Source organism: Streptomyces sp. Tu 2975 (assembly GCF_009832925.1).
Taxonomy (GTDB): Bacteria; Actinomycetota; Actinomycetes; order Streptomycetales; family Streptomycetaceae; genus Streptomyces.
Genome location: NZ_CP047140.1, coordinates 3,207,805 through 3,230,656 on the forward strand (window position 1 = coordinate 3,207,805; position 22,852 = coordinate 3,230,656).

The following is a 22,852-nucleotide window of genomic DNA, read 5'->3' on the forward strand; positions in this document are numbered from 1 at the left end:
ATTTGATCAGATCTGCTGACCCGGGACGTGGACCGGCCGACAACCCGGACCCCCGCTCACTCCCCCGGCCACTGCGGCTTCCGCTTCTCGTTGAACGCCGCGACGCCCTCCGCACGGTCCCCGGAGAACGCGGTGGCCCGCCACGCCCCGTCCTCGACCTCGAGCCCGGCGCGCAGGTCGAGCCCCTGCCCGAGCCGCATGGCCTTCTTGGCGTTGCGCAGCCCGACCGGGGAGTTCACCGCGATACGGGCGGCGAGAGCGAGCGCCTCGGCGCGGGCGTCCTCAGCGAGGACGTCGACGAGCCCCAACTCCCGCGCCTCCGCCGCCTCCACGCGCCGCGCCGTGAAGACGAGCTCGGCGGCGCGGGCGGCCCCGACCCTCCGGGGCAGCAACTGCGTACCGCCACCGCCGGGGATGACACCGACGGACACCTCGGGCAGCCCCACGACCGCGGTCGCGTCGGCGACGATCACATCGCAGGACAGCGCCAGCTCGAAGCCACCGCCGAGCGCGAAGCCGTGCACGGCGGCGACGGTCGGCATCGGCAGCTCCAGCACACCGGTGTACGCACGCCGGGCGGTGGGCCGCTGCCGCACCAACTCGGCGTCGGAGAAGGAGTTGCGCTCCTTCAGATCGGCGCCCACACAGAAGGCGCGCTCACTGCTCGACGCGACCACGGTCACCCGCACGTCCCGGTCCCCCGCCAGCGCGTCACAGGCTTCACCGATGGAACGGGCCATCTCGGTGGAGACCGCGTTCATGGCCTTCGGACGGTCGAGGACGAGCTCGGCGACGTGGCCCTGCTCATGCCTGCGTACGACGACGAACTCGCCGAACCGCTGCTCGGACTCGGACATGGGGCACCCTCCCGGTTAACGATGGTTCACCGGGATCATAGGCGCGTGGCCGCTGCGCGTGGCCTTTTCCACCCCGCCCCTTCCCGGCGGCCCTGGACCCCCCACGCCTCGAACTCCCCCTACGGCCTGGCGGCCGTGGGAGGCGCCCCCAGCGGGGCCGACGAAGTCGGCCCCGCCGGGCGCTCGAGGGCACCGCGAGGCGACCGAAGGTGCGCGTCAGGACGGTCGGCGGGAGAGGAGCCACGGCTCCACCACGCCAAGACCTCGCACCGGCCGCTGCCACATCGGCTGGAGCGCGAAGCGGTACGTGGGGACCTCGCGGCCCTCCTTCTCCGCCTTGACCGCTTCCTCCGCCGCCTCAGCCTCCGAGGCCGGCGCGTCCCCGGTCCTGATCACTTCCTCGGCGAACGCCCCGTCGACCAGCACGGCGTCCTTCGGTGCTATCGACGTCAGCCGACTCGCCAGGTTCACCGTCGTGCCGAAGACGTCGCCCATGCGCGTGGTGACCGTGCCGAAGGCGATGCCGACCCGTAGCGCCGGCATCGACTCGTCGTCCGTCATCGTCTCGATGAGCCGCAGGGCGATCTCGGCGGCCGTGCCGGCGTCGTCCGCGGCGTACAGCACCTCGTCGCCGAGGGTCTTGATGAGCCTGCCGCTGTGGGCGGCGACCAGGTCCGCGCACGTGGTCTCGAAGGATTCGACGAGCTCGCCGAGCTCCTCTTCCTCCAGGCGGCGGGTCAGCCGGGTGAAGCCGACGAGGTCGGCGAAGCCGACGGCGAGACGGCGGTCGACCATCTCCTCGTCGTCCGCGGCCTGCACGACGCGGCCGGTCGCCGCCGCCAACTGCCGTCGCCAGACGTAGACGAGGAATTCCTCGAGCTCGGGGAGCAGCAGCTCGACCAGCGGATAGGTCACTTCGGTGCGGGTCATGCCGGGCTCGGGCGGCTCGGTGAGCCCTTCGAGGAAGGAGTCGATCTGCCAGTCGGCCAGCCGCGCGGTGGTCTGTCCGGTGGAGCGGGCGACCTGGACCGCCATGGGTTCGCTGAGCAGGCCGGCCTCGACAAGGCCGGCGAGCCGGCGCAGGGCGAGCACGTCCGCCTCGGTGAGGGCCTTGGCCTGCCCGATGTCGGCGAAGCCCATGGCCCGCCAGAAGCGGGCGGCGAGCTCCATGGAGACGCCGGCGGTGCGGGCCGCCTGGAAGGCGGTGTAGCGGCGCTCTGCGCCGAGGATCAGCTGTTCCAGCCGTATGGCCAGCGGGTCGTCCGACGGCTCCGCCGTGTGGTCGACCTCGTGGTGGGGCTTCGGGTGCACCGACCCGGAGGACCCGGACCCGGATCCCGAGGACCCCGATGACGAGGCGGACGCGCCGGAAGAGCCGTCCGACGGCGGCTGCGCGCCCGCGCCGGAAGTGGTGTCGTCGACGGTCACCAGCCGCCTCCTGCCCGTTCCCTGCGCAATGCCCTGCCGATCTGTCGCGCGATCGCCTCAACGATACGGCAGGTGTGCCCCAGCTCACGTCCCGGCGGCCGAGGAGGTTCGTCCGTGACCACCGGGAACGGTGCGGTGGCCGTCAGCGTGCCGGCCGCAGGTGCACGATGTCGCCCGCGCTCACCGAGTGCCGTTCGCCCTCCGCGGTGGCGAGGACCAGCCTGCCGTCGCCGTCCAGGGCGACCGCCTCGCCGGTCAGGGCCGTACCGCCGGGCAGCTCGGCACGCACCGCGCGGCCGAGGGTGGCGCAGCCCGCCGCGTACGCCTCCTGTAGCCCGCAGGTGGCCGGGTCGCCACCGGCGGTGCGCCAGGCGGTGTACCACTTCTCGAGGGAGCGCAGGACGGCCCGCAGCAGCGGGTCACGGTCGGTGGACACGGCGTCGGCGAGGGCCAGCGAACCGGAGGTGGGGACGGGCAGCTCGTCGGCGTGCAGGGAGACGTTGATGCCGAGTCCGAGCACCACACCGTCGTCCCCGGCGCGTTCCGCGAGGATGCCGCCGGCCTTGCGCTCCTCGCCGTCGACGACGACCAGCAGGTCATTGGGCCATTTGAGGGACATGTCCGTTCCCGCGGCCCGCGCGAGCGCGGTCGCGGCCGCGACACCGGCGAGCAGCGGCAGCCACCCCCAGCGCGTCACGGGCACGTCGGAGCCGGGCCGCAGGAGTACGGAGAAGAAGAGGCCGGAACGGGCGGGAGCGGTCCAGGTGCGGTCCAGCCGCCCCCGCCCCGCGGTCTGCTCCTCCGCGACCAGCACCGCCCCTTCGGGCAGGGAGGCGGCCCGTGCGGCCAGGTCGGAGTTGGTGGAGCCGGTGGAAGCCACCACGTCCAGCGAGGTCCACAGGCCGCCGGGCACGACGACGGCACGGCGCAGAACGGAGGCGTTCAAAGGGGGCCGCTCGAGGTCGGACCAGCGGCTCTCGGGCGCATTCGGAGGCGTCATGCAAGCCAGGTTAGGTGTGGCCAACGCCGCACTGCTGAACCGTATCCGCGCCGATACGCTACGAGTCAGTAGCAACCGATCGTTAACACGTCCCGGTTACCAGTCCCCGTAAGCCGTCCCCGTGACCAGCCAGGGAGCCGCATCCCGATGTCCGAGCCGGAAAACGCCCTCTCCCAGAATCCGAGCAGCCACACCACCGCGGGAAAGATCGCGGACCTTCAGCGCCGTATCGAAGAGGCGACGCACGCCGGCTCCGCCCGCGCGGTGGAGAAGCAGCACGCGAAGGGCAAGTTGACGGCCCGGGAGCGGATCGATCTGCTGCTGGACGAGGACTCCTTCGTGGAGCTCGACGAGTTCGCCCGCCACCGCTCGACCAACTTCGGGCTGGAGAAGACACGGCCGTACGGGGACGGTGTCGTCACCGGCTACGGCACGGTCGACGGCCGCCCGGTCGCGGTCTTCTCGCAGGACTTCACCGTCTTCGGCGGCGCTCTCGGCGAGGTGTTCGGACAGAAGATCATCAAGGTGATGGACTTCGCGCTGAAGACCGGCTGCCCGGTCATCGGCATCAACGACTCCGGCGGCGCCCGCATCCAGGAAGGCGTCAGCGCGCTGGGCATGTACGGCGAGATCTTCCGCCGCAACACCCACGCCTCCGGCGTCATTCCGCAGATCTCGCTGGTCGTCGGCCCCTGCGCGGGCGGCGCTGTCTACTCGCCGGCGATCACCGACTTCACGGTGATGGTCGACCAGACCTCGCACATGTTCATCACCGGTCCCGACGTCATCAAGACCGTCACCGGCGAGGACGTCGGCTTCGAGGAACTGGGCGGCGCCCGCACCCACAACACCACCTCCGGTGTCGCGCACCACATGTCGGGCGACGAGAAGGACGCGATCGAGTACGTCAAGTCCCTGCTGTCGTACCTGCCGTCCAACAACCTCTCCGAGCCGCCGTCCTTCCCCGAGGTGGCGGACATCGCGGTCAGCGAGGAGGACCGCGAGCTCGACACGCTGATCCCGGACTCGGCGAACCAGCCGTACGACATCCGCACCGTCATCGAGCACGTCCTGGACGAGGGCGAGTTCCTCGAGACCCAGTCGATGTTCGCCCCGAACATCGTGACCGGCTTCGGCCGGGTCGAGGGCTTCCCGGTCGGCATCGTCGCCAACCAGCCGATGCAGTTCGCCGGCTGCCTGGACATCAACGCCTCCGAGAAGGCCGCACGCTTCGTGCGCACCTGCGACGCGTTCAACGTCCCCGTGCTGACCTTCGTCGACGTCCCCGGCTTCCTGCCGGGCGTGGACCAGGAGTACGGCGGCATCATCCGCCGCGGCGCCAAGCTGATCTACGCGTACGCCGAGGCCACCGTCCCGCTGATCACCGTCATCACCCGCAAGGCGTTCGGCGGCGCCTACGACGTCATGGGCTCCAAGCACCTGGGCGCCGACCTCAACCTCGCCTGGCCCACCGCCCAGATCGCCGTCATGGGCGCCCAAGGCGCGGTCAACATCCTGCACCGCCGCACCATTGCCGCCGTCGAGGGCGCCGAGGAGCAGGAAGCGACCAGGGCGCGGCTCATCCAGGAGTACGAGGACGCGCTGCTCAACCCGTACACGGCGGCCGAGCGCGGCTACATCGACGCCGTGATCATGCCCTCGGAGACCCGGGCACAGATCGTCAAGGGCCTGCGCCAGCTCCGCACCAAGCGGGAGAGTCTGCCCCCCAAGAAGCACGGGAACATCCCCCTGTAGGGGCTCCGAGGCACGAGGAAGGGACGCGACGATGATCAGGGTCGTACGAGGAAACCCGACTCCCGAGGAGCTGGCCGCCGCACTGGCGGTGGTCCAGGCCCGCGCCGCTGCGAGCGCGGGTGCCGCGGCCGGGGAACCGCGGATGCCGGAGGGCTGGGCGGATCCGGCGCGTATCGCCCGCAGCAGCAGGCCGCTGCCCGGCCCGCGGGCGTGGGCACGCAGCTACTGGCCGGTGTGACAGCGCGGTGAGCGAAGGCCGGGCCCTGCACGGGGCCCGGCCTTCGCGCTGTTTCAGAGCACATCGGCCAGCAGCTCGGCCATGACCTGGTAGCCCTTGTCGCCGGGGTGGAGGCGGTCGCCGACGTCGTAGGCGGGGTGCAGACGCCCGGGGTCGGCGGGGTCGGCGAGAGCGCGGTCGTAGTCGACGACGGCGTCGTACTCGCCGCCCGTGCGGATCCACCGGTTGATCTCGGGCCCGACGCGCGCGGAGTGCGCGCCCCAGTGGTCGGACCCGGCCAGCGGCAGGAGGGTCGCACCGACGATCCGCACGCCCGCGGTGCGTGCCTGCCGGATCAGCTCCCGATGGCCCGCGACGACTTCCGCCGAGCTGACGACGGGGGCGGGTCTGTAGGTCGGCTCTGCGGGGGCCTCGCTGAAACCGATGTCGTTGAGTCCTTCGAGGACGACGACGGTGGAGACGCCGGGCTGGGCGAGGGCGTCGCGACGGAATCTCGCGGTTCCCCTCTCCCCGTACCAGGCCGAGTCGTTGAGCAGGAGATTGCCGCCGATGCCGGCGTTGAGGACGGGCCGGCCCGTCAGTTCGGCGAGCGCGTCGGACCAGCGGCGGTTCGCGCCCGGCGTCGACCCGAAGCCGTCCGTGACGGAGTCGCCGAACAGGACGATCCCGTCCGCGCGTCCGGCGGCGACCTCCACGCCGGCGAGGTGGTACCAGGACGCGCTGACATCCGTGAACGCCGCTCCCGACAGCTCGGCGCGACGGTCGCCGTCGGCCCGGTAGGAGTCCGCCCAGGCCTGGGAGTGGAACGTCACGGGGCCGGTGGTGCCGGCGAAGTAGAGGGTGACCGTCACGGACCCGAGCCGCTCTACGGGCAGGCAGGCCGGATCGCTGCGTAGTTCGGCCCGCGCGGGGACCACGGCCGACGGCGCTCCGCCGAAGGTGAGCTCCCGGACGGACTCCTCCTCGATCGCGGCGCCGCAGGCGGAGCGGGCGACGGTGGCCCCGGTGAGGTGCAGCGGGGCCATGCCGTAGGCGTTGGAGAGACGGACGCGCAGGCGCTCGCCGCCCGCGGTGAGGCGCACGACCTGGCGGACGGTCTGGCGCGAGAAGCCTTCCTGGGACCAGTTCGGGGTGAAGCCGGTGCTGGGCATCTGGGGAGAGGCGGCCCAGGCCGCGGTCCATTCGCTCATGACGTACCCCTTCCGCCACTAATGGGCGGTGAGTTCCATTAGGATGTGGGAGCACGCTAACAGAGGTCCGGTCTTTAATGGAACAGGAGACCCGTTTGGAAGCCACCCCGGGTACGGTCCGCCCCGGCGGCCGCACCGCGAAAGTCCGCGCGGCCGTCCTCGCCGCCACACAGGAAGCGCTGGTCGACGGCGGGTTCCACGCCCTGACACCCGACCGGGTCGCGGCGGTCGCGGGCGTCGGCAAGACCACCGTCTACCGGCGCTGGCGCTCACCGGCCGGCCTGGTCGCGGACCTGCTGCGCGACATGGCCGAGCAGTCCATGCCCGCCGCGGACACCGGATCACTGGACGGGGACCTGCGCGCCAATGCCGTGCTCGTCCGCGACACCCTCACCGACCCGCGCATGGGACCGGTCTTCGCCGCCGTCATCGCGGCCGCCGCGTGCGACCAGGAGTGCGCGGACGCCCTCCACGGCTTCTACGCGACCCGGCTCGCGGAGTGGGCGCCGACGGTCGAACGCGGCCTCGACCGCGGCGAGATCCCGGCCGGCACCGATGCGCTGGAGGTCCTGCGGGCCGTTTCCGCACCCCTGTACTACCGCTTCGCCGTCAGCCACGAGCCCCTGACGGCCGACGCCGCCGAGCGAGCGGCGTCGGCGGCGCTGGCGGCCGCGCGGGCGGGTGCTTTCGTGGTTTGAGTACGCATACTCAGGCGCGAGGCCGCCTGCACCAGCACCATCGAAGGCATGCTGTGGTCCGACCCGGAGAACGAACCGCCCAAGGAACTCCGCGACATGCAGACGATGCTGCGTCGCGCGGGGCTGGTGCTGGCGCTGGCGATGGTGGTGGCGATGTTCGCGGCGGGCCTGCGGTGAGCGGGGGCGAGCCGCCCGCGGCGGGCTTGCTCCCCGACCCTCCCCCACGGCTCGGCGGCCGTGGGGGAGGGCCGGGGGAACAGCCCCGCGCAGCGGTCACGCCCCGGCGGCCCCGGCCTCCCCGCGCACCCCGCCCGACGACCCCGTCCCGCCACCTACCATGTCCCCCATGACCACCCCGTCACCCCACCGCCCCCGTCTCGTGCTCGCCTCCGCCTCCCCCGCGCGGCTGAATCTGCTGCGGCAGGCCGGTCTCGCGCCGGACGTGATCGTCAGCGGCGTCGACGAGGACGCGCTCACCGCGCCGACCCCCGCCGAGCTCGCCCTCGTGCTGGCGGAGGCCAAGGCCGCGGCCGTCGCCGCCCGGCCGGAGGCCGCCGGCGCGTTGCTGATCGGGTGCGATTCCGTCCTGGAGCTCGACGGCGAGGCGCTCGGCAAGCCCGCCGACGCCGAAGAAGCGACCGCCCGCTGGAAGGCGATGCGCGGCAGGGCGGGCGTCCTGCAGACAGGGCACTGCGTGATCGACACGGTGACCGGCCGCCGCGCTTCGGCGACCGCGTCGACGACGGTGCGCTTCGGCGAGCCGACCGACGCCGAGATCGCCGCGTACGTCGCGAGCGGAGAACCGCTGCACGTGGCAGGGGCGTTCACGCTGGACGGCCGCTCGGCCCCGTTCATCGACGGAATCGACGGCGACCCGGGCAACGTCATCGGACTGTCGCTGCCGTTGCTCCGCCGGCTTCTGGCGGAGCTCGGCATCTCGATCACGGACCTCTGGTCCGCCTGAGCCGAGGTCGGGTCAGGCGGGCGCCGGACCGCTGACGGGTGCGACCGGGTCGTCGCCGTCGGCGCCCCCCGCCTGCCCGGCCGACGCGGCCGGGGGCTGCTCCTTGCCGTACACGATCAGGGACGCGACCAGCAGGCCGAGCACCACCATCAGGAACGCGAAGGCGCTCCAGCCGACCAGGCCCACCGCCACCGCGCCGAGCACCCCGTGCACGACGGCGAGGGTGATGAGGGCGATGCGGGCGAAGCGGCCGGGCGCCCGGTCGCGTATGCCCGCCACCAGGAGCAGCACACCGCACAGGGCGAGGAAGAGGCCGGACCCTATGCCCAGTCCCCAGGTAGCGGTCACCATCACGTCCGGGTCCATGCCGTCCAGGGACATCCGCTGAGCCCCGACGAACGTGGCCATGACACCGTTGAGCACCACGATGCCGACGGCCTCGATCAGCAGGACAAGCGCAGCCACCACGGCCACCGGTCTGCGCACCACGGCGCCCCCAACCCTCTGTGTACCGGAAGTACGTACGACAGCCGCGAGGCTACTGACCGGTAAACGCGGGGACAAGGGTTCCGGCACGCTCGGTCCCGCGGCAAAGAATCGTTGGGCCATTCGTAGGGACTCCACAAAGAAACGTGTCGGGCCGCTGGCCCCGCAGACAGAGACCTTGACCACACCAGAGGGCTACTGTGCGAGGGAGGAACCCGTCGTACCGTGGTGCGACAAGGGATTTCGCGATCGAGCGAGCCTCGAATCACGCTCCGTGTGGGCAAGCTCACCATTGGGGACGGGTCGAAAGGCCGTGTCGGCAGTCCCTAAACTCAGCTTGTTTCAAGGAGGGAGCCATCGTGCGCAAGGTGCTCATCGCCAACCGTGGCGAAATCGCTGTCCGCGTTGCCCGTGCCTGCCGGGACGCCGGGATCGCAAGCGTAGCCGTCTACGCCGATCCTGACCGGGACGCATTGCATGTCCGCGCGGCCGACGAAGCGTTCGCCCTGGGCGGTGACACCCCGGCCGCCAGTTACCTGGACATGGCCAAGGTGCTCCAGGCCGCTGCCGATTCGGGGGCGGACGCCATCCACCCCGGATACGGTTTCCTGTCCGAGAACGCGGACTTCGCCCAAGCGGTCATCGACGCCGGTCTGACCTGGATCGGCCCGCCCCCGCAGGCCATCCGCGACCTCGGTGACAAGGTCGCCGCCCGTCACATCGCCCAGCGCGCCGGCGCGCCGCTGGTCGCCGGCACCCCCGACCCGGTCTCCGGCGCCGACGAGGTCGTCGCCTTCGCCCGGGAACACGGGCTGCCGATCGCCATCAAGGCCGCCTTCGGCGGCGGCGGCCGCGGCCTGAAGGTCGCCCGCACCCTCGAAGAGGTCCCGGAGCTGTACGACTCCGCCGTCCGCGAGGCGGTCGCCGCCTTCGGCCGGGGCGAGTGCTTCGTCGAGCGCTACCTCGACAAGCCCCGCCACGTGGAGACCCAGTGCCTGGCCGACTCCCACGGCAACGTGGTCGTCGTGTCCACCCGTGACTGCTCGCTCCAGCGCCGCCACCAGAAGCTGGTGGAAGAGGCCCCGGCGCCGTTCCTGTCACAGGCTCAGAACGCGGAGCTGTACCGCGCCTCGAAGGCCATCCTCAAGGAAGCCGGCTACGTCGGCGCCGGCACCGTCGAGTTCCTCGTCGGCACCGACGGCACCATCTCCTTCCTCGAGGTCAACACCCGCCTCCAGGTCGAGCACCCGGTCACCGAAGAGGTCACCGGCATCGACCTGGTCCGCGAGATGTTCCGCATCGCCGACGGCGAGGAACTCGGCTACGGCGACCCCGCGGTGCGCGGCCACTCCTTCGAGTTCCGCATCAACGGTGAGGACCCGGGCCGGGGCTTCCTCCCCGCGCCCGGCACCGTCACCACGTTCAACCCGCCCACCGGCCCCGGTGTCCGCCTCGACGCCGGTGTCGAGTCCGGCTCCGTCATCGGCCCGGCGTGGGACTCGCTCCTCGCCAAGCTGATCATCACCGGCGCCACCCGCGAGCAGGCCCTTCAACGCGCCGCGCGTGCGCTGGCGGAGTTCGAGGTCGAGGGCATGGCCACCGCCATCCCCTTCCACCGTGCGGTCGTCGCCGACCCGGCGTTCACGGCGGACCCTTTCCGGGTCCACACCCGCTGGATCGAGACCGAGTTCGTCAACGAGATCAAGCCGTTCGCGCCTGCCGGCGCCGACACGGACGAGGACGAGGCGGGCCGCGAGACCATCGTGGTCGAGGTCGGCGGCAAGCGCCTCGAGGTGTCGCTGCCGTCCTCGCTCGGCATGACCCTCGCGCGCACCGGCCTCGCCGCCGGCGCCAAGCCCAAGCGCAGGGCCGCGAAGAAGTCGTCCTCGGCCGCCTCCGGTGACACCCTCGCCTCCCCGATGCAGGGCACCATCGTCAAGGTCGCCGTCGAGGAGGGCCAGGAGGTCAAGGAGGGCGACCTCGTCGTCGTCCTGGAGGCCATGAAGATGGAGCAGCCGCTCAACGCGCACCGCTCCGGGACCATCAAGGGCCTCGCGGCAGAGGTCGGCGCCTCCCTCACCTCCGGCGCCACCATCTGCGAGATCAAGGACTGACACGTCCGACCGTCCGCTGAGGGCCCCTGGCATCCGTGCCGGGGGCCCTTCGCGCGGCGCTGCTGTTCGGGCACGCCGTCATGGCCGCAGCGGTGCTCGCCTCGCTCCCTTTCGACGAGGCCGACGTGCCCCTGCCTGCCGTCACGGCCACGGTGCTGATCGTGCTGATCCCGGCCTGGTACCGCGCGGCTGTGGCCGCGACGGACGAGTGGGCCGCCGCGGTACGCGCCCTCGTCAACGCGGGCCGAAAGCCGCTGGCGGAGGCGCTCGGACTCGTCCTGCCGCAGGACCTGGGCAAGGAACGCGAGATGTGGCTGCTCGTGACGCGGATGTCCCGGCGGCCCTACCGTCCCGCCGCGGACGCCGCCCTCGCCCCCTACCGGGCCGCGCCCGCCGGCCGGGCTGCTACCGCACTCCGCCGCCGCCCGCCCCCTGACGTCCGGCATCCTTGAGGTGTGACGGACACCAGGCCCAAGCGCGCCGACGCGCGCCGCAACTACGATCGGCTGCTGACCGAGGCGCGGGCCGCGTTCGCCGAGCGCGGCACCGACGCTTCGCTGGAGGAGATCGCCCGCAGCGCGGGCGTCGGCATCGGCACGCTCTACCGCCACTTCCCGAACCGTCACGCCATGATGAACGCGGTCTTCCAGGAGGCCGTCGCCGCCCTGCTGGAGCGCTCACGCGAACTGGCGGGCGCGGAGCAGCCGTGCACGGCGCTGGTGGAGTGGCTGCGCGCCCTCATCACCCATGCGGGTGAGTACCGCGGCCTCGCCCGTGCGCTTCTGTCGGCGTCCCACGACAGGAACTCGGCCCTGTCGGCGTGCAGCGTCCCCCTGCGCGACGCGGGCGAACGCCTGCTCTCCCGGGCACAGAAGGCGGGGTCGGTCCGTACGGACGTCTCGATCGGCGACCTGATGCAGCTGACGAACGCGATCGCGCTGGCGGCGGAACAGGACCCGGCGGACCCGGAGTTGGCGGACCGCCTCCTGAACCTGACCTTGCGGGGCCTGCGTCCGGACCAGGGCTCTGCCTCCTGAAATGCCTGTGCGCTCAAGGACGTTGCTCACGTCATGACTCAAGGACCGGAGACGCCCCGGAGACCGCCACACCCACGAGCCTGCCCGGCAGCCGCCCCGCCAGGAGCGACACGCGCCGGACCGGGCCGAACCGGTCGCAGCCGGCCCACCGCACCGCGGACCGAACGAGCAACGGGCCCGGCCCCCGAAAGGACCGCGTCAGCGACGGCGCAGGTCCGCGACGCGTGCCGATCGGTCCGGCAGGGCGTCCGGCCCCAGCGCGCCCGCCGCACTGCGGAGTCCCGCCCGGGTGCGGCGCTGGCCGGGCAGCGGCACTTCAGGGTGCGGCGCTGGCGCCGCCCCCGCTCCGGCGACCGCGATCTGCACACCCTGGTCCGCGAGCGCCTGAAGCTCCGTCGCCGCCCGGTCGTCGTGCGCCGGCGGCTCGTCCGTCACCAGGCGGGTGATCACATCCGTCGGCACGGTCTGGAACATCGTGTCCGTGCCGAGCTTGGTGTGGTCCGCGAGGACCACAACCTCCGCCGCGGCCTGGACGAGTGCCCGGTCGACGCTCGCGGAGAGCATGTTGGACGTGGACAGTCCCCGCTCGGCCGTCAGCCCGCTCCCGGACAGGAACGCGCGGGAGACCCGTAGCCCTTGCAGGGACTGCTCCGCGCCGCTCCCGACCAGCGCGTAGTTGGAGCCGCGCAACGTGCCGCCGGTCATGACGACTTCGACCCGGTTGGCATGGGCGAGCGCCTGGGCGACGAGGAGGGAGTTGGTGACAACGGTCAGTCCGGGGACGCGCGCGAGCCGGCGGGCCAGCTCCTGCGTCGTGGTACCGGCGCCGACGACGATGGCCTCGCCTTCTTCGACGAGGGCGGCCGCAAGGTCGGCGATGGCCGTCTTCTCCGCGGTGGCGGACAGGGATTTCTGCGGGAAGCCGGACTCGCGGGTGAATCCGCCCGGCAGTACCGCACCGCCGTGCCGGCGGTCGAGGAGTCCTTCTGCCTCCAGTGCCCGCACGTCACGCCGTACGGTCACTTCGGAGGTCTGGACGACGCGGGCGAGCTCACGGAGCGACACGGCACCGTTGGCACGCACCATTTCGAGGATCAACTGACGACGTTCTGCAGCGAACACGAAACTGACAGTAACCCCACCGCCCGTCAGTTTTCAGCTCTATGCGCCGGATACCGGAAATTGTGCACTTAAGAGGCCGCCAAGTGGTATAGACGGCCCTCAAGTTGATCGCGCGACGAGTGAAGTGCCCGGGGTTCGCCGGGTTTCTTCCGTGCGCGGGTGCGGTCAGCCCTCGCCCGACGTCTTCCGGGTGTGCAACTGGCGTGCCACCTCCGCGATCGACCCGGACAGAGACGGGTACACCGTGAAAGCGTTTGCGATCTGTTCGACCGTCAGGTTGTTGTCGACCGCGATCGAGATGGGGTGGATCAGTTCCGAGGCGCGCGGTGAGACGACCACGCCGCCGACCACGATCCCGGTCCCAGGACGGCAGAAGATCTTGACGAAGCCGTCCCTGATGCCCTGCATCTTGGCTCGGGGGTTGCGCAGCAGCGGCAGCTTGACCACGCGGGCGTCGATCTTGCCGGCGTCGACGTCGGCCTGGCTGTAGCCGACGGTCGCGATCTCGGGGTCGGTGAAGACGTTGGAGGAGACGGTCTTCAGGTTCAGCGGGGCGACCGCGTCGCCGAGGAAGTGGTACATCGCGATCCGGCCCTGCATGGCGGCGACGGACGCGAGGGCGAAGATGCCGGTGACGTCGCCGGCCGCGTACACGCCGGGCGCCGACGTACGGGACACCTTGTCGGTCCAGATGTGACCGGAGTCCTTGAGCCGGACACCGGCCTCCTCGAGGCCCATGCCCGCGGTGTTGGGAATCGCGCCGACGGCCATCAGGCAGTGCGAGCCGCTGATGACACGGCCGTCGGCGAGCGTGACCTCGACCCGGTCGCCGACGCGCTTGGCGGACTCGGCGCGGGAGCGGGCCATGACGTTCATGCCGCGGCGGCGGAAGACGTCCTCGAGCACCGCGGCGGCGTCCGGGTCCTCGCCGGGCAGCACGCGGTCGCGGGAGGAGACGAGGGTGACGCGCGAGCCGAGCGCCTGGTACGCGCCGGCGAACTCGGCGCCGGTGACACCGGAACCGACGACGATGAGCTCCTCGGGGAGCTCGTCCAGGTCGTACACCTGCGTCCAGTTGAGGATGCGCTCGCCGTCGGGCTTGGCGTCGGGGATCTCGCGGGGGTGACCGCCGGTGGCGATCAGCACGGCGTCCGCGGTGAGCGTCTCCTCCGTGCCGTCCGCCGCGCGCACGACGACCTTGCGGGAGCCGTCCATCGCCTGCTGCCCGTCGAGCCGGCCGCGGCCGCGCATGACGCGCGCGCCGGCCCGGGTGACGGAGGCCGTGATGTCGTGGGACTGGGCGAGCGCGAGGCGCTTGACACGCCGGTTGACCTTGCCGAGGTCCACACCGACGACGCGGGCGGCCTGCTCGATGTGCGGGGTGTCGTCGGCCACGATGATGCCGAGCTCCTCGTAGGAGGAGTCGAAGGTCGTCATGACTTCGGCGGTGGCGATCAGGGTCTTCGACGGTACGCAGTCGGTCAGCACCGACGCCCCGCCCAGACCGTCGCAGTCGACGACGGTCACCTCCGCGCCGAGCTGAGCGCCGACAAGGGCCGCCTCATATCCGCCGGGTCCGCCACCGATGATCACGATCCGGGTCACGAAAAAGTCCGCCTCGCATTGTCGTTCCCGGCCCGCCTGCCCGCTCTGCCGGGGTCCGGGGGTGCCCCCGGTGGAATGCAGTACGTACTTCATTGTCCCGCATCGTTCAGGCGTTCTCGCCCCGGGGCCTCCATACGGTCGCGACCACCGCGGCCCCCTGCTCGGCCGACGACCGGGCCCCGCCGCACCCCGCGGCGGGGGCGGCTGCTCGTTCGCCTCCCGTACCCTCGACCCCATGTCGCTCTACGCCGCGTACGCCGGCAACCTCGACGCGCGGCTGATGACCCGCCGCGCACCGCACTCACCGCTGCGCGGCACCGGCTGGCTCAACGGCTGGCGGTTGACGTTCGGCGGCGAGCAGATGGGCTGGGAAGGGGCACTGGCCACGATCGTGGAGGCCCCGCGCTCACAGGTCTTCGTCGCGCTGTACGACATCGCCCCCATGGACGAGGACTCCATGGACCGCTGGGAGGGCGTCGGCCTCGACATATACCGGCGCATGCGGGTCCGCGTGGACACCCTGGACGGTGAGGAGCCGGCCTGGGTGTACGTCCTGAACGGCTACGAGGGCGGCCTCCCGTCCGCCCGTTACCTGGGCGAACTCGCGGACGCGGCGGAGTCGGCGGGCGCGCCGCACGACTATGTGATGGAACTCCGCAAGCGCCCCTGCTGACGGCTGCCCGGGTCGGCGGCAGGCCGCTCGGGGGCCGGTCGCCGGCACGCGTCGCGGAGTGATTCGTCGGAAACGACAAGACAACGATCCGAAGACCGTCGGCTGCGTCATCTACGCGCGTAGGAATTCCCGGGTTACCCTCATCCGCGTGAACGCATCTGTGAATCCGGACCTCGTCGGCGCTCTCGCCGACCCCCATGCCGCGGCCGACGAGGCCGCCGCCCGTCTGCGCGAGCTGACCGGCACCGAGACCCACGACGTCGCACTGGTGATGGGTTCCGGCTGGGCTCCGGCCGTCGACGCGCTCGGCACCCCCGAGGCCGAGTTCCCCGTCACCGAACTGCCCGGCTTCCCGCCCCCGGCGGTCGAGGGCCACGGCGGCAAGGTCCGCTCGTACCGCATCGGCCAGAAGCGCGCGCTGGTCTTCCTCGGCCGTACGCACTTCTACGAGGGCCGCGGCGTCTCCGCCGTCGCCCACGGCGTGCGCACCGCGGTCGCGGCCGGCTGCAAGACCGTGGTGCTGACCAACGGCTGCGGCGGCCTGCGCGACGGCATGCGTCCGGGGCAGCCGGTGCTGATCAGCGACCACATCAACCTGACGGCGGCGTCGCCGATCATCGGCGCGAACTTCGTCGACCTGACCGACCTCTACTCCCCGCGGCTGCGGGCGCTGTGCAAGGAGGTGGACGCGACGCTCGAGGAGGGCGTGTACGTCCAGTTCCCCGGCCCCCACTACGAGACCCCGGCCGAGATCAACATGGTCCGCGTGCTCGGCGGCGACCTGGTGGGCATGTCCACCGTCCTCGAGGCCATCGCGGCCCGCGAGGCCGGCGCGGAGGTGCTGGGCATCTCGCTGGTCACGAACCTGGCGGCGGGGCTCTCGGGCGAGCCGCTGAACCACGAGGAAGTGCTCCAGGCGGGACGGGATTCCGCGGCGCGGATGGGTGAGCTGCTGACGCGGGTGCTGGAACGCATCTGAGGCGGCGGGTGGCGTGGCGCCTCGCGGGGGGCGCCTTCTCCCCTACGGTCCGGCGGCCCGGGGAACCCCACTTCCCGAAAGCCGGGTCGGGCCCCTGCTCTCTGGGCCTTCGACGTGCTCTGGACCCCGGCCGTGGGAGGTGCCCCCGGACCAGGCCGGGGGCACCTCCCACGGGGCCCTCTACGGCGGCCTCCGGCCCTGCCGACGACTCCGGCCCGACCCGGGGGCGGGACAAGCGGTCCTACGGGCCCACGCACTCTCCGGCAACGCCGAGGGGTTTTCCGCCCGCCCATGGGGCTCGGCCGCGAGGCCGTAGGACCTGGGTTCAGGTGCGGTGCCCGGGGACGCAAACCCAAGGACACCCGCCCGGAGGGCGGCACCGGGTCCAGGTGGAGACCGGTTTCATGAGTGAGGCCCCTACGGCCCCCGAGCCGTAGGGGGAGATGGAAGGGCGGGGCCCCGGGGCAGAGCTTCCGGAACACCGCCCGCAGGGCGGCACCCGGCCAGGGCCCTCAGGCCCCGCCGACGAGCGAGGCGCGAGGGACACCGTCCTAAGGACCGGCGCCGGATCCAGGCGGAGACCGGTCTCAGGGAGCGAGGTCCCCTGCGGCCGCCACGCCGTAGGACGGATTCAGGCGCGGGAGCCCGGGGGCAGAGCTTCCGGAGACCGCCCGAAGGGCGGTACCGGGTCCGGGCCAAGCCCGGTCCAGAGGATCGGGCCAAGCCCGGTTACAGGGGATGGGGTCCCCACGGCCGGCAGGTCGTAGGGGGAGGCTGGGGGACAACGCCCCGCAGGCGTCGCGACTCGCGGGCCCCGGCCCGCCCCGCGCAGACTCGACACAGCGAAGACGAGAGGCGGACAACCGTGCAGCAGGAGCAGGACCTGATCGCCCGGGCCGAGGCATGGCTCGCGGAGGACCCGGACGCGGAGACGCGGGACGAGCTCGCGCGGCTCATCGAGGCGCGGGATCTCGGCGAGCTGGCCGACCGGTTCGGCGGGACGCTCCAGTTCGGCACCGCCGGGCTCCGTGGCGAGCTCGGGGCCGGGCCGATGCGGATGAACCGGGCCGTCGTGATCCGGGCGGCGGCCGGACTCGCGGCCTATCTGAAGGCCAAAGGGCAGACGGACGGCCCGGTCGTCGTCGGTTACGACGCCCGCTACAAGTCCGCCGACTTCGCGCGGGACACCGCCGCGGTGATGGTCGCCGCGGGTCTGCGCGCAGCCGTGCTGCCACGCCCGCTTCCCACGCCGGTGCTGGCCTTCGCCATAAGGCATCTGGGCGCTGTCGCGGGCGTCGAGGTGACGGCGAGCCACAACCCTCCCCGGGACAACGGCTACAAGGTCTACCTGGGCGACGGTTCGCAGATCGTGCCGCCCGCCGACGCGGAGATCGCCGCCGAGATCGACGCGATCCGCGGCCTCGCCGACGTCCCCCGCGCGGACGAGGGCTGGGAGACGCTCGGTGACGAGGTGCTCGAGGCGTATCTGGCGCGTACGGACGCCGTGCTGACGGCCGGCTCCCCCGTACCGCCCGGGTCGTCTACACGGCCATGCACGGCGTCGGCAAGGACGTGGTGACGGCCGCCTTCGCGCGCGCCGGGTTCCCGGAGCCGGTCCTTGTGGCCGAGCAGGCGGAGCCGGATCCCGCGTTCCCGACGGTCGCGTTCCCGAACCCGGAGGAACCGGGGGCGATGGATCTCGCCTTCGAGACCGCTCGCCGGGCCGGGCCCGACGTGGTCATCGCCAACGACCCGGACGCGGACCGCTGCGCCGTCGCCGTCCCGGACGACGCGGCGGACGGCGGCTGGCGGATGCTGCGCGGCGACGAGGTCGGCGCCCTGCTCGCCGAGCACCTCGTCCACAAGGGCGCCACCGGGGTCTTCGCCGAGTCGATCGTGTCGTCGTCGCTGCTGGGCCGGATCGCGGCCGCCGCGGGACTCGGATACGAGGAGACGCTGACGGGATTCAAGTGGATCGCCCGCGTCGAAGGCCTTCGGTACGGCTACGAGGAGGCGCTCGGCTACTGCGTCGACCCGGAGGGCGTACGCGACAAGGACGGCATCACGGCGGCGCTGCTGGTGGCCGAGCTCGTCTCCGAACTGAAGGAGCAGGGCCGTACGCTCGGCGACCTGCTGGACGACCTCGCCGTCGAGCACGGTCTGCACGCCACCGACCAGCTGTCGGTGCGGGTGAAGGACCTGGGCATCATCGCGAACGCCATGAGGGCGCTGCGCGAGCAGCCGCCGACCGCCCTGGCGGGCCTGCGGGTCACGGCTGCGGAGGACCTGGCCGTCGGGTCGGACCGGCTCCCGCCGACCGACGGTCTGCGCTACTACCTCGACGGCGAGTTCAAGGCCAGGGTCATCGTCCGCCCGAGCGGCACGGAGCCCAAGCTGAAGTGCTACCTGGAGGTGGTCGTCCCGGTCGCCGACGCGAGCGCGCTGGCCGCTTCCAGGGTGCGCGCCTCGCAGGTGCTCGACGGCATCAGGCGGGACCTGTCCGCCGCCGCCGGTATCTGACGTCCGCCTGGTGTCCGGTGCTCGCCGCGGTCCGATCGGGCCGCGGCGAGCGCCGTCGCGCGGGATCCACGCGACCGCTCACGGGCGGCGTGACGGGCGGCTGTCAGCCGGTCGCGAGGATGACCGTGAGGAGAACTGCGCCCGCGGCGGCCGGCGCCAGCAGCTCGTACGCCCAGCGGACCTGGGGCTCGCCCTGGGCCTCCGCCGCGGAGGACCGCCGTTCCGCCAGTTCCCGCAGGTCGGCGATGGTCCGGTCGGCGGGGGCGACCCGGGACTTCGTGTCGCTCACGTCGGCGTGCACGGACGTCGTGCCGTGCGGGTCGTCGTAGGCGGCCTGGGCCTGCCGCCGGGCCGCGGCCTTGCGCTTGCGCAGGGAGACCGGAATGGCCCAGAGCTGATACTTCGCGCCGCCCTGCGTGAAGATCTCGCTGGAGTAGGAGGCCCGCACGTCGGCCACGCTGCCCCAGGGCAGGACGATGGTCCGGAACGGGTTCCTGATCCGGATGCGGTCCTCGCCGGCGAAGACGGCCGGGCGGAAGGTGAAGGCGACGACGACCGGCCCCGCGAGCAGCGCGCCGGCGAGGGCGAGCCACGGCGTGCGGCCCTCACCTCGGACGACGGCGTCGACGACGATCCAGGCGAGAAGCCCGAGCAGCACGGCACCACCCGCCATTCCGGCGGGCGAGCGGAAGATCCGGTCGCTGTCGGTGGAGGGCTCGGGCTGCTGGGGGCTCGTCATGCTTCCGATTCTGCCGCACGCCGGTTCCAGGTCCCCGGCACGGGGTGGCCTGCGAGGACCGCGGCTTCTGCCCTGATTCGGGCATAGTTTCTCCGCACCCCCTGTACAGGTCGCTACGCGCGTAGATATGCTCACCTGGTGACCATGCCCACCACCGCACCTGCATTCGCCGACGTGACCGCGTCCGACAGCACTCTGCGCCGCTTCCTGCACGGGCTGCCCGGCGTCGACGCCGTCGGCCTCGAAGGGCGCGCGGCGTCCCTCGGCACGCGTTCCATCAAGACCACGGCCAAGGCGTACGCCATCGATCTGGCCATCTCCATGATCGACCTGACGACGCTCGAAGGCGCGGACACCCCGGGCAAGGTCCGGGCGCTCGCCGCCAAGGCCGTCAACCCCGATCCGACCGACCGCACCACGCCGGCGACCGCCGCGGTCTGCGTCTACCCCGACATGGTGGCGACCGCGAAGGAGTCCCTGAAGGGCTCCGAGGTCAAGGTCGCCTCCGTGGCGACCGCCTTCCCGGCCGGCCGCGCCGCCCTCCCCGTGAAGATCGCGGACGTCCGTGACGCGGTCGCCGCCGGGGCGGACGAGATCGACATGGTGATCGACCGCGGCGCCTTCCTGGCCGGCGACTACATGAAGGTGTACGAGGAGATCCGCGCCGTGAAGGAGGCCTCCGGCAGCGCCCGGCTCAAGGTCATCTTCGAGACCGGCGAGCTCTCCACGTACGACAACATCCGCCGCGCCTCCTGGCTCGGCATGATCGCCGGCGCGGACTTCATCAAGACGTCGACCGGCAAGGTCGCGGTGAACGCCACCCCGGCGAACACCCTGCTGATGCTTCAGGCCGTGCGCGACTTCAGGGAGCAGACTGGGGTACAGGTGGGCGTGAAGCCCGCCGGCGGTATCCGTACGTCCAAGGACGCGATCAAGTTCCTCGTCCTGGTCAACGAGACCGCGGGCGAGGACTGGCTGGACAGTCACTGGTTCCGCTTCGGCGCGTCGAGCCTGCTCAACGATCTGCTGATGCAGCGGCAGAAGCTGGCGACCGGCCGCTACTCCGGCCCTGACTACGTGACGGTGGACTGATCATCATGGCTTCCGTATTCGAATACGCACCCGCACCCGAGTCGCGGTCGATCGTCGACATCGCCCCGTCCTACGGGCTGTTCATCGACGGCGAGTTCTCCGACGCCGCGGACGGCAAGGTCTTCAAGACCGTCTCGCCGTCGAGCGAGGAGGTTCTCGCCGAGGTCGCCCGGGCGGGCGCCGAGGACGTGGACCGTGCGGTGAAGGCCGCCCGTAAGGCGTTCGGGAAGTGGTCGGCGCTGCCCGGCGCGGAGCGCGCCAAGTACCTCTTCCGTATCGCCCGGATCATCCAGGAGCGCAGCCGCGAGCTGGCCGTCCTGGAGACCCTGGACAACGGCAAGCCGATCAAGGAGACCCGCGACGCGGACCTCCCGCTGGTCGCCGCGCACTTCTTCTACTACGCGGGCTGGGCCGACAAGCTCGACCACGCGGGCTACGGCGCGAACCCGCGCCCGCTCGGCGTCGCGGGCCAGGTCATCCCCTGGAACTTCCCCCTCCTTATGCTCGCGTGGAAGATCGCCCCGGCGCTCGCCACCGGCAACACGGTCGTCCTCAAGCCCGCGGAGACGACGCCGCTGTCCGCCCTGTTCTTCGCGGACATCTGCCGCCAGGCCGGCCTGCCGAACGGCGTGGTCAACATCCTGCCCGGCTACGGGGACACCGGTGCCGCCCTGGTCGACCACCCGGACGTGAACAAGGTCGCCTTCACCGGCTCGACGGCGGTCGGCAAGGCCATCGCCCGCCAGGTCGCCGGCACGAAGAAGAAGGTCACCCTCGAGCTCGGCGGCAAGGGCGCCAACATCGTCTTCGACGACGCCCCCATCGACCAGGCCGTCGAGGGCATCGTCAACGGCATCTTCTTCAACCAGGGGCAGGTCTGCTGCGCGGGCTCGCGCCTCCTGGTGCAGGAGTCGATCCAGGACGAGCTGCTGGACTCCCTCAAGCGCCGCCTGTCCACGCTGCGCCTCGGCGACCCGCTGGACAAGAACACCGACATCGGTGCGATCAACTCCGAGGAGCAGCTGTCCCGGATCACGACGCTGGTCGAGGCCGGCGAGGCGGAGGGCGCCGAGCGCTGGTCGCCCGCGTGCGAGCTGCCCGCCTCCGGCTACTGGTTCGCGCCGACGCTGTTCACGAACGTCACGCAGGCGCACACCATCGCCCGCGACGAGATCTTCGGCCCGGTGCTGTCCGTGCTGACGTTCCGCACCCCGGACGAGGCCGTCGCCAAGGCGAACAACAGCCAGTACGGCCTGTCCGCCGGCATCTGGACGGAGAAGGGCTCCCGCATCCTCGCGGTGGCGAACAAGCTCCGCGCGGGTGTGGTGTGGGCCAACACGTTCAACAAGTTCGACCCGACCTCGCCCTTCGGCGGCTACAAGGAGTCGGGCTTCGGCCGCGAGGGCGGCCGTCACGGTCTGGAGGCCTACCTCGATGTCTGACGGGCGACTCAGCGTCTTCAAAACCTACAAGCTGTACGTCGGGGGCAAGTTCCCCCGCTCCGAGAGCGGCCGGGTGTACGAGGTGACGGACTCGAAGGGCAAGTGGCTGGCCAACGTGCCGCTCTCCTCCAGGAAGGACGCGCGGGACGCGGTGGTCGCCGCCCGCAAGGCGTTCGGCGGCTGGTCGGGCGCTACCGCGTACAACCGCGGCCAGATCCTCTACCGCATCGCCGAGATGCTGGAGGGCCGCAAGGACCAGTTCGTCCGCGAGGTCGCGCAGTCCGAGGGCCTGTCCAGGTCGAAGGCGGCGGACGTCGTCGACGCGGCCATCGACCGCTGGGTCTGGTACGCGGGCTGGACGGACAAGATCGCCCAGGTCGCGGGCGGTGCGAACCCGGTCGCGGGCCCGTTCTTCAACCTCTCCACCCCGGAGCCGACGGGTGTCGTGACGATCGTCGCGCCGCAGGAGTCGTCGTTCCTCGGTCTGGTCTCCGTGGTCGCCCCGGTGATCGCCGCCGGTAACACCGCCGTCGTCGTCGCCTCCGAGCGGGCCCCGCTCCCGGCGCTCTCGCTCGGCGAGGTGCTCGCCACCTCCGACCTGCCCGGCGGCGTGGTCAACGTGCTCTCCGGCCGTACCGGGGAGATCGCCGCCCCGCTCGCCGCGCACCAGGACGTCAACGGCATCGATCTGACCGGCGCGGACGAGGTCCTGGCGAAGGAGCTCGAGGTCGCGGCGGCGGACAACCTGAAGCGGGTCTTCCGTCCACAGGCTGTGGATTTCTCGGCGGACCCCGGCACGCACCGGCTTACGGCGTTCCTCGAGACCAAGACGGTCTGGCACCCGACCGGTTCACTGGGCGCCTCCGGCTCGGCGTACTGACGCCGCCGGTACCGGCCGAAGCCCCCGCCTCTC

21 protein-coding genes and 1 pseudogene are annotated in these 22,852 nt (G+C 71.8%); 14 read left to right on the forward strand and 8 right to left on the reverse strand.

The genetic code is table 11. The annotated features are described in order from the left end of the window. Positions 1–56 precede the first annotated feature (56 nt). The 3 genes from GLX30_RS13955 to GLX30_RS13965 form a co-directional block, all read right to left on the reverse strand. Positions 57–857: an enoyl-CoA hydratase-related protein gene (locus tag GLX30_RS13955; RefSeq protein ID WP_159688116.1), complete on the reverse strand. Its 801-nt coding sequence runs from the start codon at positions 855–857 to the stop codon at positions 57–59. Between the two features lie 216 nt (positions 858–1,073). Further along, a complete protein-coding gene (locus GLX30_RS13960; protein ID WP_053556990.1) occupies positions 1,074–2,285 on the reverse strand; it encodes an adenylate/guanylate cyclase domain-containing protein in 1,212 nt (403 codons plus the stop codon). A gap of 142 nt (positions 2,286–2,427) precedes the next feature. After that, positions 2,428–3,285 carry a biotin--[acetyl-CoA-carboxylase] ligase gene (locus GLX30_RS13965; protein ID WP_159688118.1) on the reverse strand — a complete coding sequence of 286 codons (858 nt, stop codon included), beginning with the start codon at positions 3,283–3,285 and terminating at the stop codon, positions 2,428–2,430. 147 nt (positions 3,286–3,432) lie between these two features. Here GLX30_RS13965 and GLX30_RS13970 point away from each other — a divergent pair, with 147 nt between their 5' ends. Next, the gene (locus tag GLX30_RS13970; protein WP_159688120.1) at positions 3,433–5,040 is read left to right on the forward strand and encodes an acyl-CoA carboxylase subunit beta; all 1,608 of its coding nucleotides are present in this window, start codon (positions 3,433–3,435) and stop codon (positions 5,038–5,040) included. A 31-nt stretch (positions 5,041–5,071) separates the two neighbouring features. Further along, positions 5,072–5,278, forward strand: a complete 207-nt coding sequence (locus GLX30_RS13975; RefSeq protein WP_159688123.1) for an acyl-CoA carboxylase epsilon subunit — start codon at positions 5,072–5,074, stop codon at positions 5,276–5,278. A gap of 53 nt (positions 5,279–5,331) precedes the next feature. On the opposite strand, the gene GLX30_RS13980 is transcribed toward GLX30_RS13975, so the two are convergent. Next, positions 5,332–6,468 carry an SGNH/GDSL hydrolase family protein gene (locus GLX30_RS13980; protein ID WP_159688125.1) on the reverse strand — a complete coding sequence of 379 codons (1,137 nt, stop codon included), beginning with the start codon at positions 6,466–6,468 and terminating at the stop codon, positions 5,332–5,334. A gap of 77 nt (positions 6,469–6,545) precedes the next feature. Here GLX30_RS13980 and GLX30_RS13985 point away from each other — a divergent pair, with 77 nt between their 5' ends. The 3 genes from GLX30_RS13985 to GLX30_RS13990 all read left to right on the forward strand — a co-directional run bounded on the left by GLX30_RS13985 (position 6,546) and on the right by GLX30_RS13990 (position 8,130). Further along, the gene (locus GLX30_RS13985; protein ID WP_159688128.1) at positions 6,546–7,166 is read left to right on the forward strand and encodes a TetR/AcrR family transcriptional regulator; all 621 of its coding nucleotides are present in this window, start codon (positions 6,546–6,548) and stop codon (positions 7,164–7,166) included. Positions 7,167–7,214: 48 nt separating this feature from the next. After that, a complete protein-coding gene (locus GLX30_RS35895; protein WP_259372230.1) occupies positions 7,215–7,343 on the forward strand; it encodes a hypothetical protein in 129 nt (42 codons plus the stop codon). Positions 7,344–7,512: 169 nt separating this feature from the next. Then, positions 7,513–8,130 carry a nucleoside triphosphate pyrophosphatase gene (locus tag GLX30_RS13990; RefSeq protein WP_159688130.1) on the forward strand — a complete coding sequence of 206 codons (618 nt, stop codon included), beginning with the start codon at positions 7,513–7,515 and terminating at the stop codon, positions 8,128–8,130. A gap of 12 nt (positions 8,131–8,142) precedes the next feature. On the opposite strand, the gene GLX30_RS13995 is transcribed toward GLX30_RS13990, so the two are convergent. Next, positions 8,143–8,595: a hypothetical protein gene (locus GLX30_RS13995; RefSeq protein WP_244258143.1), complete on the reverse strand. Its 453-nt coding sequence runs from the start codon at positions 8,593–8,595 to the stop codon at positions 8,143–8,145. Positions 8,596–8,975: 380 nt separating this feature from the next. On the opposite strand from GLX30_RS13995, the gene GLX30_RS14000 reads away from it, so the two are divergent. From GLX30_RS14000 to GLX30_RS14010, 3 genes are read left to right on the forward strand one after another with little or no spacing between them, the layout of a single operon-like run. Continuing rightward, complete coding sequence (locus GLX30_RS14000; protein WP_159688133.1) at positions 8,976–10,730, forward strand: biotin carboxylase N-terminal domain-containing protein; 1,755 nt, start codon at positions 8,976–8,978, stop codon at positions 10,728–10,730. A 35-nt stretch (positions 10,731–10,765) separates the two neighbouring features. Next, positions 10,766–11,182: a hypothetical protein gene (locus tag GLX30_RS14005; protein ID WP_159688135.1), complete on the forward strand. Its 417-nt coding sequence runs from the start codon at positions 10,766–10,768 to the stop codon at positions 11,180–11,182. 3 nt (positions 11,183–11,185) lie between these two features. After that, positions 11,186–11,767: a TetR/AcrR family transcriptional regulator gene (locus tag GLX30_RS14010; RefSeq protein WP_159688138.1), complete on the forward strand. Its 582-nt coding sequence runs from the start codon at positions 11,186–11,188 to the stop codon at positions 11,765–11,767. 198 nt (positions 11,768–11,965) lie between these two features. Here GLX30_RS14010 and GLX30_RS14015 read toward each other — a convergent pair whose 3' ends face one another. Beyond that, positions 11,966–12,889, reverse strand: a complete 924-nt coding sequence (locus tag GLX30_RS14015; protein ID WP_159688140.1) for a DeoR/GlpR family DNA-binding transcription regulator — start codon at positions 12,887–12,889, stop codon at positions 11,966–11,968. Positions 12,890–13,054: 165 nt separating this feature from the next. Then, positions 13,055–14,494 carry an NAD(P)H-quinone dehydrogenase gene (locus GLX30_RS14020; RefSeq protein ID WP_159688143.1) on the reverse strand — a complete coding sequence of 480 codons (1,440 nt, stop codon included), beginning with the start codon at positions 14,492–14,494 and terminating at the stop codon, positions 13,055–13,057. A gap of 235 nt (positions 14,495–14,729) precedes the next feature. Between GLX30_RS14020 and GLX30_RS14025 the strand changes: the two genes are divergently transcribed. The 3 genes and pseudogenes from GLX30_RS14025 (at position 14,730) to GLX30_RS14035 (ending at position 18,666) form a co-directional block, all read left to right on the forward strand. Next, on the forward strand, positions 14,730–15,167 hold the full coding sequence (locus tag GLX30_RS14025; RefSeq protein WP_005312922.1) for a gamma-glutamylcyclotransferase: 438 nt from the start codon (positions 14,730–14,732) through the stop codon (positions 15,165–15,167). Between the two features lie 148 nt (positions 15,168–15,315). Continuing rightward, on the forward strand, positions 15,316–16,146 hold the full coding sequence (locus GLX30_RS14030) for a purine-nucleoside phosphorylase (protein WP_159688145.1): 831 nt from the start codon (positions 15,316–15,318) through the stop codon (positions 16,144–16,146). 865 nt (positions 16,147–17,011) lie between these two features. Further along, a pseudogene (locus GLX30_RS14035) lies at positions 17,012–18,666 on the forward strand (phospho-sugar mutase). A 103-nt stretch (positions 18,667–18,769) separates the two neighbouring features. On the opposite strand, the gene GLX30_RS14040 reads toward GLX30_RS14035, so the two are convergent. After that, positions 18,770–19,405, reverse strand: a complete 636-nt coding sequence (locus GLX30_RS14040) for a PH domain-containing protein (RefSeq protein WP_159688148.1) — start codon at positions 19,403–19,405, stop codon at positions 18,770–18,772. A 144-nt stretch (positions 19,406–19,549) separates the two neighbouring features. Here GLX30_RS14040 and deoC point away from each other — a divergent pair, with 144 nt between their 5' ends. The 3 genes from deoC to GLX30_RS14055 are packed head-to-tail and all read left to right on the forward strand — an operon-like array spanning position 19,550 to position 22,819. Next, complete coding sequence (gene deoC / locus GLX30_RS14045) at positions 19,550–20,497, forward strand: deoxyribose-phosphate aldolase (RefSeq protein WP_159695030.1); 948 nt, start codon at positions 19,550–19,552, stop codon at positions 20,495–20,497. A 5-nt stretch (positions 20,498–20,502) separates the two neighbouring features. Beyond that, positions 20,503–21,939 (forward strand): aldehyde dehydrogenase family protein, encoded by a 1,437-nt coding sequence (locus GLX30_RS14050; protein WP_159688151.1) that lies wholly within the window; start codon positions 20,503–20,505, stop codon positions 21,937–21,939. Further along, on the forward strand, positions 21,932–22,819 hold the full coding sequence (locus GLX30_RS14055; protein WP_159688154.1) for an aldehyde dehydrogenase family protein: 888 nt from the start codon (positions 21,932–21,934) through the stop codon (positions 22,817–22,819). Before GLX30_RS14050 ends, GLX30_RS14055 begins: the two co-directional genes overlap by 8 nt. The last annotated feature ends 33 nt before the right edge of the window (positions 22,820–22,852 follow it).

What these genes read in the sequence shown, in the direction of transcription:
- GLX30_RS13955 (WP_159688116.1), bottom strand. Translation starts at nt 857, where the DNA reads ATGTCCGAGTCCGAGCAGCGGTTCGGCGAGTTCGTCGTCGTACGCAGG.
- GLX30_RS13965 (WP_159688118.1), bottom strand. Translation starts at nt 3,285, where the DNA reads ATGACGCCTCCGAATGCGCCCGAGAGCCGCTGGTCCGACCTCGAGCGG.
- GLX30_RS13970 (WP_159688120.1), top strand. Translation starts at nt 3,433, where the DNA reads ATGTCCGAGCCGGAAAACGCCCTCTCCCAGAATCCGAGCAGCCACACC.
- GLX30_RS13975 (WP_159688123.1), top strand. Translation starts at nt 5,072, where the DNA reads ATGATCAGGGTCGTACGAGGAAACCCGACTCCCGAGGAGCTGGCCGCC.
- GLX30_RS13980 (WP_159688125.1), bottom strand. Translation starts at nt 6,468, where the DNA reads ATGAGCGAATGGACCGCGGCCTGGGCCGCCTCTCCCCAGATGCCCAGC.
- GLX30_RS13985 (WP_159688128.1), top strand. Translation starts at nt 6,546, where the DNA reads ATGGAACAGGAGACCCGTTTGGAAGCCACCCCGGGTACGGTCCGCCCC.
- GLX30_RS35895 (WP_259372230.1), top strand. Translation starts at nt 7,215, where the DNA reads ATGCTGTGGTCCGACCCGGAGAACGAACCGCCCAAGGAACTCCGCGAC.
- GLX30_RS13990 (WP_159688130.1), top strand. Translation starts at nt 7,513, where the DNA reads ATGACCACCCCGTCACCCCACCGCCCCCGTCTCGTGCTCGCCTCCGCC.
- GLX30_RS14025 (WP_005312922.1), top strand. Translation starts at nt 14,730, where the DNA reads ATGTCGCTCTACGCCGCGTACGCCGGCAACCTCGACGCGCGGCTGATG.
- GLX30_RS14040 (WP_159688148.1), bottom strand. Translation starts at nt 19,405, where the DNA reads ATGACGAGCCCCCAGCAGCCCGAGCCCTCCACCGACAGCGACCGGATC.
- deoC (WP_159695030.1), top strand. Translation starts at nt 19,550, where the DNA reads ATGCCCACCACCGCACCTGCATTCGCCGACGTGACCGCGTCCGACAGC.
- GLX30_RS14050 (WP_159688151.1), top strand. Translation starts at nt 20,503, where the DNA reads ATGGCTTCCGTATTCGAATACGCACCCGCACCCGAGTCGCGGTCGATC.
- GLX30_RS14055 (WP_159688154.1), top strand. Translation starts at nt 21,932, where the DNA reads ATGTCTGACGGGCGACTCAGCGTCTTCAAAACCTACAAGCTGTACGTC.